This window comes from Rhizobium sp. A22-96, from assembly GCF_053521805.1.
In genome coordinates, this window is sequence record NZ_JBNWDQ010000002.1 from 84,130 (window position 1) to 97,447 (window position 13,318).

Consider the following 13,318-nt stretch of genomic DNA (forward strand, 5'->3'; position numbering starts at 1 on the left):
CCGCCGTGACGGCGTGATAACTCAATCCACCGATTGGCTGGATTGCAGATCGTAGATGCGGAATGCAGGGACACCGCCGGCCAGCGGCTTGGCCGGCGTAAAGACGATGCGTCGGCTTTCGCCGGCGGCAAGATCGAAGGCATTGTCGGAATAGCGCCCCTCGGTCTCGCTCTCGATCATCACGAACAGCGCAAGTCCCTTTGCGGTGACGGTGAGTTCCACCGTCCCGTTTTCTTGCCTCTCCTCCCTCAACACCGTCAGGCCCGCTGGCTGAAGCTCCAGAGCCTTGTAGGTGCCGTGGACATAATGCCCCTCGCCGCCCATGCCGTTCGATGCGGTGAAACGCCACGCCAGCAGGCAACCCGCCGGCACCTGATCCGCATCGATCGACAATGCAACAACAGCAGCGTCCGGCGTGCAGACCGCATGCGCCGTGGTCAAAGGTACCCGCTCGCCGTCAAGCTTCAGCAGCGAGACGGAAATATCGGCCGTGACGTCGGCATTGGTGTCGTTGACCAAAGAGAAACGGATGGTCTTGTTGTCTTCCGACGGGATCGCCGCGACCGATATGGGCTGGAAGAAGCGCCGCACCAGATAATGCATCACCTTCCATCGGCCGCCGTAATCGAGACTCGACCATGATGCCACCGGCCAGGTGTCGTTGAGCTGCCAGTAGATGGTGCCCATGCAATGCGGCTTCAAAGACCGCCAATATTCCACAGCCGTCTTGATGGCGAGGCCCTGCTGGACCTGGCTCAGATAGACGAAGTTTGGAAAATCCTTGGGGAAACGGAAATAGCGGAACATCGTGCCGGCAATGCGCTCGTTGCCGCCGGCATTCTTCTGGTGCAGCTCCATGACCGGAGAAGCGATGTTCATATCCTTCGCCTCGGCATAGGTCTTGATGACCGGTAGCGAGGTGTAGGACTGGAAGCCGAATTCCGAGCAGAAGCGCGGGCGCACGGTGCGATAATTGTCGAAGGACTTGTTCTCGTGCCAGACCGACCAATAGTGCATGTCGCCCGAGCCATCGGCATGCCAGGCATCGCCGAAGTTCAGATAGCCGGATGCCGGGCTTGACGGCCACCAGATCGCGTCCGGTGCAGCCTTCTTCATCGCCTGCTCGATCGTCCTGTTCAGACGATCATAGGAGACGAGGTAGCGGTCTCGATCCTTGCGGGATTCCTCAAACCATGTGAGCGCGCCGACCAGTTCATTATCGCCGCACCACAACACGATCGACGGATGCGTCGCCAGCCGGCGAACCTGATAGCCAACCTCTTCCTCGACATTCTCCAGGAAATCGCCCGTCGAAGGATAGAGGTTGCAGGCGAACATGAAGTCCTGCCACACCATCAGCCCCAAGCGGTCGCAGATGTCGTAGAACCAGTCGTGCTCGTAGAAGCCACCACCCCAGACGCGGATGATGTTCATGTTGGCGGCCGCCGCCGATTGCAGCAGATCCTCGGTCAGCTCCGGCTTGGAGCGCGAAAACAGCGCGTCGGCCGGAATCCAGTTGGCGCCGCGGGCAAAGATCTCGCGGCCGTTCACCTTCAAGGCAAAGCGGCTGCCGGCCTCGTCCTCGTCAGTGATCAGCTCGACCGTCCGCAGACCGATCTGCCGCGTAACGGTCTCGAAATTCGTCTCCACTGACAGGGCGTAGAGGGCTTGCTCGCCATTGCCGGCCGGCCACCAGAGCCTGGGCTTGTCGACATGGAAGACATGGGTGATCGAGGTCTCGCCGGCATTGACGCCGACATCGAGGCGCACCCGCTCTTCATCCAGCTCGAAATAAAGCTGCGCAACGCCAGTACCCTTGGCAAACAGCGCCACCGTCACCTTCAGATCCACGGAACCGTCGTCATTGTGGATCTGTTGGGTGACGACATTCTCGATGCGGGCGATCTCGAGCTTCTTCAGCGCGATCGTGCCGTAGAGCCCGAGAGGTGCGATCGCGATGTTCCAGTCCCAGCCGAAATGGCATTGCGGCTTGCGCAGCATGTTACCATTCGGGATCGGTGAATTGCCTGTGCTGTAGGGGATATAGAACGGTTGCTTCGCCTGCCGCTCCGCTCCCTCCCTGATGCTCGAATGCAGGACGATGCGAATGCTGTTCTCGCCCGTCTTCAACGCCTTCGAGACATCGGGGCGATAACGCTGAAAGCAATTGTCGGCTTCGAGCACGAGCGCCTCATTGACATAGACGCTCGCGACGGTGTCGAGATAGTCGATATCGAGATACCAGTCGCCACCGGTGTCATCGAGGGTGAAGCTGCGTGTCAGCTGCCAATCCTGCTTGGCCACCCACTGCACGAGCTCTTCGTTCCGGCCGAAATATGGGTCCGGAATGAGGCCTTCCGCATTCAGTGCGGCATGGACATCACCGGGCAGAGACATGGAGAGGGAATGATCGCTGTCGGGAGATGTGAGCCTCCACGCGCCAGCCAGATCGACGGTGAAATTATCATTGAGCGAAGACGACATCGGACCTCCTCGGACCGCTGCAAGGTGGAGGCGGCAAGGCCGCCTCCAGGGCATAGGATCATATTCTGAGTTCTGTCTGCGCATCAAAGAGCGATGCGAGAGACATGTCAAAGCCGAGCTTCACGCCCGTGCCGGGGCCAAACCGCCTGCTACCGTTGACGCGCACCGACAAAGTGTGGCCGGCATGCTTCAGCCAGAGCAGATTGTCGGCGCCCATCGGCTCTTCGATATCGACGGTCGCGTTGTGTACCTCTGCGCCCGACGCAAGCTCCTCGTTGACCTTTATGTGCTCGGGACGCACGCCAAGCACGACCTTGCGGCCGGCCTGCAACGCCTCGCCCGCCCTGTAGCCATCAAGCGAGAACAGCACATCATTGGTCGCAAACGCCACCTTGCCTTCCCGGTTCACCAGTTCGCCCTTGAGGAAATTCATGGACGGCGATCCGATGAAGCCGGCGACGAAGAGATTGCGCGGCTCGTTGTAGATCGTCGTGGGATCATCGAGCTGCATGATGACGCCGTTCTTCATGATCGCGATACGGTCGGCGAGCGTCAGAGCCTCGATCTGGTCGTGGGTGACGTAGATCATCGTATTTTTCAGCGACTGGTGCAGCCGCTTGATTTCCACGCGCAGCTCAGAACGTAGCTTCGCATCGAGGTTCGACAAGGGCTCGTCGAAGAGGAAGACGTCGACATCGCGCACCAGTGCCCGGCCGATAGCCACGCGCTGGCGCTGGCCGCCCGAAAGTTCGGCCGGCTTGCGCTTCAGCAGCGGCTCGATCTGCAGAATCTCGGCCGCACGCGCGATGCGCTTCTTGATCTCGTCGTTCGGCACTTTGGCGACGCGTAGGCCGAAGGAGAGGTTCTTCTCGACCGACATCTGCGGATAGAGCGCGTAGGACTGGAACACCATGCCGATGCCGCGGTCCTTGGGCTCTTCCCAGGTGACGTTCTTGCCTTTGATGAAGATCTGGCCCTCGCTGATATCAAGCAGGCCGGCGATGCAGTTGAGCAAGGTCGACTTGCCGCAGCCGGATGAGCCGAGGAGTACGAGGAATTCGCCGTCATTGATCTCGAGGTTGAGATTTTTCAGGACGTTGACCGCACCGAAATTCAGCGAAAGGTCTTTGATGGAAACGCTGCTGTTCATGGATCAACCCTTCACTGCGCCGGCGGCGATGCCACGGACGAAGAGCCGTCCGGACACGAAATAGACGATAAGCGGCACCGCGCCGGTAAGAAGCGTTGCGGCCATATTGACGTTGTATTCCTTGACGCCCTGAACGGCGTTGACGACGTTGTTGAGCTGCACGGTCATCGGATAGTTCTGCGTGCCGGCAAAAATGACGCCGAACAGGAAGTCATTCCAGATGCCGGTGATCTGGATGATGATGCCGACGACGAAGATCGGCAGCGACATGGGCAGCATGATGCGCAGGAAGATCTGCCAGAAGCCCGCGCCGTCGACACGCGCCGCCTTGAAGAGCTCAGGCGGAAGCGAGGCGAAATAATTGCGGAACAGCAACGTGTTGATCGGCATACCGAAGATCGTATGCACGAGGACGATGCCGCCAAGCGTTGCGAACAGGCCGAGTTCGCGCAGCACCATGACGAGCGGATAGAGCATGACCTGGTAGGGGATGAAAGCGCCGAATAGCAGGATGGTGAAGAAGACTTCCGATCCTTTAAAGCGCCAGTTGGCCAGCGCATATCCGTTGACCGAAGCAACGGCGATCGAGACGATGACGCTCGGAACGAGGATTTTCACAGAATTCCAGAAGCCGACCTGGATGCCGTGGCAATAAAGACCGGTGCAGGCCTGCGACCAGGCTTTCACCCATGGCTCAAAGGTGATTTCCATCGGCGGCGCAAAAATGTTGCCGAGGCGTATCTCAGGCATGCCCTTGAGCGAGGTGACGATCATCACATAGAGCGGCAGCACGTAGTAGAGTGCCGCAAGCCCGAGAAAGCCGTAGAGCATGATGGTGCGCGGCGCGAAGCGGCGCTTGGGTTTTGCGCCCGAAGGCTCGATTGCGGTGGCAAATGCCATTTGGTGCCTCCCTTATCTGCGCTTCTGGCGGAACTCGTAGAGAGCCCACGGCACGACGAAGATGAACACGGTGACCAGCATGACTGTGGAGGCGGCAAGCGCCTGCCCAAGGTTCGAACGCTGGAACATGAAGTCGTAGACATATTTGGCCGGCATTTCGGATGCGAAGCCCGGCCCGCCTGATGTCATGGCAACGACCAGATCGTAGACGCGCACGATGCCCGAAGCGACGATGACGAGCGTGGTGACGAAGACGCCGCGCATCATCGGGATGACGACGAAAATATAGGTTCGCCAGGCCGGGATGCCGTCGACACGCGAGGCCTTCCAGATCTCGCCGTCAATCCCGCGCAGACCTGCCAGCATCAGCACCATCACCAGACCGGTGCCCTGCCAGAGCCCGGCGATGACGAGCGCATAGAGCACCGTTTTCTGATTGCCGAGCAGCGCGAAATTGAACCAGGTGAACCCCATGTCCTGCGCCAGTTTCGGCAGTCCCAGCGCCGGATCGAGGATCCATTGCCAGACAAGTCCGGTGACGATGAAGGAAAGGGCGAAGGGATAGAGGAAAATCGTTCGAAACGTATTCTCGAAGCGGATCTTCTGGTCCATCAGCACGGCAAGGACGAAGCCGACGACGAAAGCGAAAACGAGGCTAAGAACGCCGTAAATGGCAAGATTGCCGATTGAGATGTTCCAGCGATCGGTGCCCCACAGGCGCTGATATTGCGCCAGACCGACAAAGTTCGAGCTGGGCAGCAGTCTTGAATCTGTGAACGAATAGATGACGGTCCAGAGCGTGCAGCCCACGAACACAACGATCACCGTCAACACCATCGGAATGGCGGCGATCTTTGCATTCAGGTTGCGGAACAGACCAAATGGCCGGACAGCGTTAGCCATCAATACCTCCGTTGGTGGCGTGCATCGGGACAGGCGAGAACCCTCGCCCGCCCCAAGCCGGCCATCGCGATTGATAGGATGGTCGTCTGCTTACTGTGCCTGCTTGAAGATGGCGGCCTGCTTTTCAATGGCCTCGTCCACCGTCATCTTCGACGAGAAGAACTGCAGTCCGAGGTCGGTCATCTGGCCGCGTGTATCCGGGTCGATCAGCTGGGTCACGCCCGGCACGACGTTGTCCGGATTCTTCAGGATTTCCAGACCCTTCTTCATGCAGCTGCTGGCCGCACTCAGATCGATATCGCCACGCACCGGCAGAGAACCCTTGGCGAGGTTGAACTTCACCTGGGTTTCCTTGGACACGAGCATGCTGGCAAGCTCGAGCTGCGCTTTGGTGATATCGGCATTGCTGTTCTTCGGGAAATAGAAGCTGTCGCCACCGGTATCGAGCAAACCGTTGAAGCCGAGACCCGGCAGGCAATCGTAGTCCTTGCCGGCAACCTGCTTGGCGACGCCAAACTCGCCTTGTGCCCAGTCGCCCATGATCTGCGCGGCAGCCTTGCCTGTGATGACCATGTTGGTGGCGACGTTCCAGTCACGGCCGGAATAGCTCTCGTCAACCAGATCGCGAGCCTGCGCGAAGGCATCCCAAACCTTGCGGTTTTCGGGGCTCTTCACGGCGTCTGCGTCCTTCTTCTGGTAGATCGCCAGATAGGTTTCCTTGCCGCCAATGCCGATCTGCATGACGCTGCGCATGCCGTCGACCTGCCATGGAGCGCCGGTCGCAAGCGGAACGATACCCTTCTCGCGCAACTTCGGCGCGTCGGCGACGAATTCATCCCAATTGGCCGGAACCTTCATGCCATTGTCTTCGAAGACATGCCGGTTGACCCACATCCACTGCCAGGAGTGAATATTGAGCGGCACGCAATAGACGCGGCCTTCATAGGTGCAGGATGCCAGCAGGCTCGCCGGGCGAATAATATCTTTCCAGTGTTCCTTTTCAGCCAGATCGGTCAGATCGGTCATGAGGCCGGCCTTGACCAGCTCTTCGGCGTCGCGGCCCGTGTTGAGCTGCGTGGCACCCATTGGATTGCCGCCCAGGATGCGGCTGACGATCAGTGGCGTTGCCGTCGAGCCGGATCCGGCGATCGCGCCGTCGACCCAGTGATCTTTGCCAAGAGCATTGTACTGCTCGGCCAGAACCTTCACCGCGGCCGCTTCACCACCCGATGTCCACCAATGCGTTACCTCAAGATCGGTCGCATTGGCTGAAAAGGCTGGAATCGCGACAGATGCGAGCAAAGCGGCAGCCATCAAACGAATATTCATGAGTTCTCCTCCCTCACTGAAACGTTGCCGGAAAAACGTAGTCGAATCATTTTCGGTACGCAACCGCCAGCCAGTTATTTTTTCGCTGAACGCCAATTATACAACCAAAGGTAATATTTTACCTGTGGAAGATACGGGCACCCTGGCTCATGATTGGGGCCAGAGCCTTCGAAAAATATTCAGTAAACAATTGATATTATTTCAAATAAGCAAAGAAACCCATCAACGGATTGCCGAGCGCCGTTTCATAAGCGGAGAACTGCTCACCCGGGGATAGCAATACAACCATTAGGCACGTCAACGGTAGACAGGTCTAAAATAGTGCTCGACATTCATACTGTATCGTTACAGTTTTGCTCGTCGACGGAGGAACCATGGCATTGCACCTATGCTTGCGGCATCGGCGTGAGCAATATAAGCGGATTGGCCGCAGGAGGCGGCCGGGAGGCGAGCTTGTACGAAATGGACAATAAGAAAATTTCAGGAAGCGGTCCGCAATCTCCACCGGAGCGGCCTACTCTGAAGACGATCGCCTTCATGACGGGGCTTGGAATTACCACCGTTTCGCGCGCCTTGAAGGATGCTCCCGATATCAGTGCCGAGACCAAGGAACGGGTACGCATGGTTGCCCGACAATTGGGCTATCAGCCGAACCGCGCCGGCGTACGCCTGAGAACCGGCAAGACCAACGTCATCGCGCTGGTGCTGAGCATCGACGAAGAAATCATGGGCTTCACCAGCCAGATGGTCTTCGGGATTTCCGAGGTTCTCGCGGGCACGCAATATCATCTTGTCATCACGCCGCATTCGCACAGCAAGGACCCCCTGGTTCCCGTGCGCTATATCCTCGACACCGGCTCGGCGGATGGCGTTATCATATCACGCACAGAGCCGGACGATCCGCGCGTTCGGTTGATGGACGAACGCGGCCTGCCCTTCGCCACCCATGGGCGGACGGATATGGGCATCGTCCATCCCTTCCACGACTTCGATAACGAGGCCTTCACGCAAGAGGCCGTTCGGGCGCTGGTTGCCAAGGGCAGGCGTCGCCTGGCGCTGCTGCAGCCTTCCAGCAAGCTCAGCTATTACGCCCACACCCGAATCGGCTTCCAGATCGGCCTGCACGAATATGGCGCCGAGGAGATACCTCTGCGAGTGACGACCGATGCGCCGCTGGCCGATATCAGGGACAGCGTGGAAGCGCTGATGCGCTCCCCGCATCCGCCTGACGGCATCGTCTGCTCCAGCGGCGGCGGCGCCATTGCCGTCAACGCCGGCATCGAAGCGGCCGGCTTCCGGCTTGGCCGCGATATCGACATGGTCGCCAAGCAGTCGACCGACGTACTGAACTGGATCCGCCCGGAGATCATCACGATCTACGAGGATGTCCGCCATGGCGGCCGGGAGTTGGCCAAGGCCGTCATTGCCCGCATCGACGGCATAGAGCCGGAGCTGCTGCAAAGCATCAGCTCACCTGTCTGGCCAAAGAGCTGACGGAAATGAAAAAGCCCGCCGGATCGCTCCGGCGGGCTTTTTAATGTTGCACTCTATCGGCCTTCTCAGCCCTGAGCGCCGCTCCCCCATGGGCCGTGGTGAATATCCTTGCCGTCGACGCGGTCGAAGCCGTGCGCGCCGAAGAAGTCGCGTTGGGCCTGGATCAGATTGGCAGTGCCGCGAGCCTGGCGATAGGCATCGAAATAGGTCAAGGCCGAAGCAAGTGCCGGAACCGGTAGGCCGGACGCAGTCGCGGCCGAAACGATGCGCCGCAGCGACGGGATCGATTCCTTGACCATTTCTGCGAAGGCAGGTGTGACGATGAGATTTGCCGCATCCGGTGCCTTGGTGAAGGCGCTGGTGATCTCGTCGAGGAACTGCGAACGGATAATGCAGCCGGCCCGCCAGATCTTGGCGATGACAGGCATCGGCAGCGACCAGTTGAACTCCTTCGAAGCCTCGGCCATGACGGCGAAGCCCTGCGCGTAGGCGCCGATCTTGGCGGCAAACAGCGCAAGCTCGAGATCCTTCAGCAATTCAGGACCAAAGGCGGTCGGGAACTTGTAGTCCGGCGTGCCGAAGATCTTCTCGGCAGCCTCGCGCTGGCTCTTGATGGCCGACAGGCTGCGGGCTGCAACGGCAGCTTCGATGGCAGTCGCCGGAATGCCCATGTTCTGCGCTTCGATGACAGACCACTTGCCGGTGCCCTTCTGGCCGGCCTTGTCGAGAATGATATCGGGAACGGCATTGCCGGTTGCCGGATCCTTGGCGGCCAGAACTTTTTCGGTGATCTCGATCAGGTAGGAATTCAGGCGGCCCCTGTTCCACTCGCCGAAGATCGAGCTGATCTCGGCGGCGCTCTTGCCAAGACCGTCACGCAGGATGCCGTAGATTTCGGCAATCATCTGCATATCGGCATATTCGATGCCATTGTGGATGGTCTTGACGAAATGACCGGCGCCGCCATTGCCGAGCCAGGCAACGCAGGGATCGTCGTTGTACTTCGCAGCGATCGAGGTCAGCACCTTTTCGACGCGCTTGTAGGATTCCTCGGTGCCGCCGACCATGATGGACGGGCCGTGACGGGCTCCTTCCTCACCGCCGGAGACGCCCATGCCGATGAATGTCAGCTCGGTATCCTTCAGACGATCGAAGCGCGCGATGGTGTCGCGGAAATTGGCGTTGCCGGCATCGATCATGATGTCGCCCTTATCGAGATAGGGCTGCAGTGCCGCCATCTGCTGGTCGACCGGCTCGCCGGCCTTGATCATGATGATGATCGGCCGCGGCGGGCGGATAGCCTCGACGAACTCTTCGATCGTCTTGCAAGGAATGATCTTGTCCTTGAGCTCGCCTGCATTCGCATAGAATTCATCGGTCACCTGCGGCGTACGGTTGAACACTGCGATCTTGTTGCCTTTTTCGGCGATGTTGAGCGCCAGATTCGATCCCATCACAGCAAGACCGATCAGCCCGATTTCTGCCTTTTCCACGACAATCCTCCAATGAGCCGTTGACTGCGTCCGGCCCACCCTGAAGATCCGGAAGGCGCAGTAACATTTGATGTGACGCAATACCGCCGACGCTCCACGCGGCCGACGGCATCCCTGCGTTGGGGGTTGTTGTTGCACTCCGGACGAAAAACGGCAAGCCTCCGCGAGCCGTGAATCGTCCCCTTTGCAGGACTGTGCAAGAATGTTGCGGGATCCACAGCAAACCGCCAATCCGTCCGGGTGATATAGGGGAGAAGACCATCATGTCGACCATGACCGCGAAGATCATCCATATCCCTATCGAACGCGACTGGAGGGAAGTTTACGATTTCGCCAGCCGTCCGCAAAACATGCCACATTGGGCTTCGGGCCTTGCATCAGGACTGAAGCAGGATGGAGACGACTGGATCGCAGAGGGCGTTCTTGGCACCGCCCGCGTACGCTTTGCGCCCAGCAACGATTTTGGTGTCATCGATCACCTGGTGACCTTGGAATCTGGCCTGAAGGTCTACAATGCCTTGAGGATCGTGCCAAATGGAGATGGCTGCGAGGTGATGTTCACGGTGCTGCGGCTCCCCGGCATGACAGAAGCGCAGTTTGCAGCCGATGCCGCGCATGTATTGCGCGATCTCACGACACTGAAAGATCTTATGGAGCTGTGACCGCTTACAGCGAGCGCAACGTCCAATCGACGAGCTCGCTGGTCACGCCGGCAAATGCAGAATCCAGCGCACGGACGAAATCCGGATTGCTGCCGCCGCTGACGGGAACGACCTTGCGGAAGATGTTCTGCGCCTTCACGGTGCCCGAACGGTCGTTCAGGATCTTTTCGGAGATTTCGACGACCGCGCTCTTCTGACCACCAGCCGCATTGATCTCGAACGAGCGAATGTCCGTGACGATCTGATAGTCGATCGCAAGGCCCTGCCCCGGCACGCCGACGCCGCCGAGCTTGCCGGTGTTCTCGAAGGCTTCCACCAGCTTCGACTGCACCATCTTGCTCAGCTTGTCGCTCCATTGCGACTTGCCGAGATACTGGATTTCCGAGGACGAGACACGGATGACGATCTGGTTGCTATCCAGCGCCTGCAGCGCCGTCGGCGGCGGGATGAGGATCTGGCGGTTCTTGACCGACGGGCCACTCGCCTTTGCCGAAGCGGAAAGATCGTAGGTGTCGTTATTGCCGGAACTGCCGCAGCCCCCCAGCAAGACTGCGAGCAACGGCAACACGACCACAGCGCTCCACACCTGATGACGCTTACTCGACACGCAACCGACCATATTTCGCTTATCCCCTGGAGACCAGATATCGCTGTTCATCAATGCCGCGCGCGGCCGTCATACGTCTTGACCGTATCTCCGCCGAAGATCAATCGCTGCGGATTCTTGTCGAAATTAGTGATTGTCGTATTCAGATTGTCAACCGTGCCCCGCATGTCGTTGATGAGGGTCTGGGCATCACGCAAGCCGCTGCTGGAAAACTTCTGCAGATTGTCGGCGATCGGCCCGATCCGGCTATTGAGATTGTCAGCCATCTTCTTGAAGGACTCGAGCGTATCCTTGGCCTCGGCGAACAACGATTGCGTGCTGTCATTGCCGAGCAGGGAATCGACCTTCGTGAGAATGCCGTCGACCTTGCCGGATGCGGAGTTCAGCTTGCTGGAAATGTCCCGCGCATTGGCAATCGTCTGATCGATATCCTGCTGATGAGCCGCAACCGAATTGGCCACGTCGCGAATGGAAGCAACGGCGGTACGCGCCTGCTTCGTCACATCGGCAATATCGTCAACCGATCCCTTGATCTTCGCAGGATCGATCTGCGCCACGATCGCGTCGACACGATCCAGCGTCTGCTGTGCTTTCTGGCCGAAGCTATTGTAGGTGTCGGCGGTCTGCTTGAAGCTTGCAATGGTCGCCTTCAGATCGGTCGTGGCATCCGCAACATTCGCGGTGATCCTGTCGGCATTGGCGATGACGTCGTTGACTTTCTGGGCATCGACGGCACGCACCAGCTTCTCGATAGCATCCAGCGTGGAGTCGACACGAACCGAAACCGTCTTGAAGGTGTCGGACAGTTGCCCGACGCTAGCCAGGAACTTGTCGATATTGTCGGAATTGTCGGCGATGGCCTTGGAGAATTTCTGCGCATTGCGCACCGTGTCGGTCAACGGTCCGCGCGAATCCGAGACAAAGCCCTGAATGTCGCCGATCGTGTCATTGGCACGGTTCAGGATCTTGTCCGCGGTCGTCAAAAGGTTCGTAACGCTGGATTGATCCGCAAGCAGCACGGCGCGCTTGCCGGTATCTACGGAGCGTTTGAGAATATTCTCGTCGCCATTGCGACCGCCGGAAAGCTCGATATAAGCAGCGCCCGTCAGGCCCTGAATTTCAAGAATGGCCTTGGTTGACGTGTAAACCGGCGCGTCAGCACGCACCTGGGTGAAGGCGAGCGAATAGTTCGGATCGTCGGCATCGATCGACAGGCCCTGCACCGAGCCGACCTGAATGCCGTTGAAGCGAACCGGTGAACCGACGCTCAAACCGTTGGCGGAGCCGGGAATGCGAACCACGAGTTCGACCATCGGACCGCCGCGGCCATATTCGGCCATCCAGTAGACGAAACCGAAGGCGGCCGCGATAACAAGCAGCGTAAAGAACCCGACGATCGTATAATTGGCTTTGGTTTCCATAGTTTCCAGTCACTTCTCGCGGCTGTGGGCGCCTGCGCCGTTATCGTCTGTGTGCTCCCTGATGTCGTCCCGAGGCACAATCGAACGTGCGCGCTTGCCCTTGAAATAGGCCTGCACCCACGGGTCGTCGCAAGCGAGCATGTCCTCAACCGTGCCTTCCACCAATACCCGTTTCTGTCCGAGAACAGCAATACGGTCGCAGACGGAAAACAGGCTGTCTAGGTCGTGAGTCACCATATAAACGGTCAGGCCGAGCGTGTCGCGCAGCTTTGCGATCAATTCGTCGAACTCAGCAGCGCCGATCGGATCGAGCCCGGAGGTTGGCTCGTCGAGGAATACTAGGTCGGGATCGAGCGCGAGCGCTCTGGCAAGAGCCGCACGCTTGATCATGCCGCCGGAAAGCTCGGACGGGTATTTGTCGGCGGCATCGGCAGCCAGACCCACCATGCGGATCTTCATCAGCGCCAGCTCGTCCATCATATCCTGTGGCAGATCCAGATATTCCCGCATGGGCACCTGGATGTTTTCCCGCACCGTCAGCGAGGAGAACAATGCGCCCTGCTGGAAGAGGACGCCAAGGCGCATATCGAGCCTGTTGCGGTCCTGTTCGTCGAGCTTGTCGTAGTCCTCGCCGAGGATCTCGATCTTGCCCGAGCGGCGCGGCAGAAGCCGCAATACCGTGCGCAGCAGTACGGACTTGCCGGCACCGGAAGCACCGACGAAACCAAGGATCTCGCCGCGGTAGATATTGAGGTTCAATTTGTCGAGCACGACTTTCGAGCCGAAAGCGACGGTGACATCCTTTGCCGACAGCACGATGTCCCTGCCACGCTCATCTTTTTCCAACGGGATTTCCGAGTGAAGTGCGCTCATCG

12 protein-coding genes are annotated in these 13,318 nt (G+C 58.9%); 3 read left to right on the plus strand and 9 right to left on the minus strand.

The window, feature by feature from the left end; translation table 11 throughout:
• Positions 1-21: 21 nt before the first annotated feature.
• From ACQZ6F_RS06885 to ACQZ6F_RS06905, 5 genes are all read right to left on the minus strand, one after another.
• Complete coding sequence (locus ACQZ6F_RS06885; RefSeq protein WP_449092332.1) at positions 22-2,484, minus strand: beta-mannosidase; 2,463 nt, start codon at positions 2,482-2,484, stop codon at positions 22-24.
• 58 nt (positions 2,485-2,542) lie between these two features.
• Positions 2,543-3,634: an ABC transporter ATP-binding protein gene (locus ACQZ6F_RS06890; RefSeq protein ID WP_449092331.1), complete on the minus strand. Its 1,092-nt coding sequence runs from the start codon at positions 3,632-3,634 to the stop codon at positions 2,543-2,545.
• A 3-nt stretch (positions 3,635-3,637) separates the two neighbouring features.
• The gene (locus ACQZ6F_RS06895; protein WP_449092330.1) at positions 3,638-4,534 is read right to left on the minus strand and encodes a carbohydrate ABC transporter permease; all 897 of its coding nucleotides are present in this window, start codon (positions 4,532-4,534) and stop codon (positions 3,638-3,640) included.
• A gap of 12 nt (positions 4,535-4,546) precedes the next feature.
• Positions 4,547-5,437 carry a carbohydrate ABC transporter permease gene (locus ACQZ6F_RS06900; protein ID WP_199149320.1) on the minus strand — a complete coding sequence of 297 codons (891 nt, stop codon included), beginning with the start codon at positions 5,435-5,437 and terminating at the stop codon, positions 4,547-4,549.
• Positions 5,438-5,527: 90 nt separating this feature from the next.
• Complete coding sequence (locus tag ACQZ6F_RS06905; protein WP_174071471.1) at positions 5,528-6,766, minus strand: ABC transporter substrate-binding protein; 1,239 nt, start codon at positions 6,764-6,766, stop codon at positions 5,528-5,530.
• On the opposite strand from ACQZ6F_RS06905, the gene ACQZ6F_RS06910 reads away from it, so the two are divergent.
• Both ACQZ6F_RS06910 and ACQZ6F_RS06915 read left to right on the plus strand, forming a co-directional pair.
• Entirely contained in the window at positions 6,765-7,043 is a 279-nt protein-coding gene (locus ACQZ6F_RS06910) for a hypothetical protein (protein WP_449092329.1), read from the plus strand. The genes ACQZ6F_RS06905 and ACQZ6F_RS06910 overlap by 2 nt on opposite strands.
• Before the next feature lie 185 nt (positions 7,044-7,228).
• Positions 7,229-8,260: a LacI family transcriptional regulator gene (locus ACQZ6F_RS06915; protein WP_449092328.1), complete on the plus strand. Its 1,032-nt coding sequence runs from the start codon at positions 7,229-7,231 to the stop codon at positions 8,258-8,260.
• 65 nt (positions 8,261-8,325) lie between these two features.
• Here ACQZ6F_RS06915 and gndA read toward each other — a convergent pair whose 3' ends face one another.
• The gene (gene gndA, locus ACQZ6F_RS06920; protein ID WP_449092327.1) at positions 8,326-9,753 is read right to left on the minus strand and encodes an NADP-dependent phosphogluconate dehydrogenase; all 1,428 of its coding nucleotides are present in this window, start codon (positions 9,751-9,753) and stop codon (positions 8,326-8,328) included.
• Positions 9,754-10,016: 263 nt separating this feature from the next.
• Between gndA and ACQZ6F_RS06925 the strand changes: the two genes are divergently transcribed.
• Positions 10,017-10,415 (plus strand): SRPBCC family protein, encoded by a 399-nt coding sequence (locus ACQZ6F_RS06925; RefSeq protein WP_449092326.1) that lies wholly within the window; start codon positions 10,017-10,019, stop codon positions 10,413-10,415.
• Between the two features lie 4 nt (positions 10,416-10,419).
• Here ACQZ6F_RS06925 and ACQZ6F_RS06930 read toward each other — a convergent pair whose 3' ends face one another.
• Genes ACQZ6F_RS06930 through ACQZ6F_RS06940 form a run of 3 tightly spaced genes read right to left on the minus strand, consistent with a single transcriptional unit; the run spans position 10,420 to position 13,316 of the window.
• Positions 10,420-11,034, minus strand: a complete 615-nt coding sequence (locus ACQZ6F_RS06930) for an ABC-type transport auxiliary lipoprotein family protein (RefSeq protein ID WP_077468756.1) — start codon at positions 11,032-11,034, stop codon at positions 10,420-10,422.
• Between the two features lie 38 nt (positions 11,035-11,072).
• Entirely contained in the window at positions 11,073-12,443 is a 1,371-nt protein-coding gene (locus tag ACQZ6F_RS06935) for an MlaD family protein (RefSeq protein WP_449092325.1), read from the minus strand.
• 9 nt (positions 12,444-12,452) lie between these two features.
• Positions 12,453-13,316, minus strand: a complete 864-nt coding sequence (locus ACQZ6F_RS06940; protein ID WP_077468758.1) for an ABC transporter ATP-binding protein — start codon at positions 13,314-13,316, stop codon at positions 12,453-12,455.
• Between the last annotated feature and the right edge of the window lie 2 nt (positions 13,317-13,318).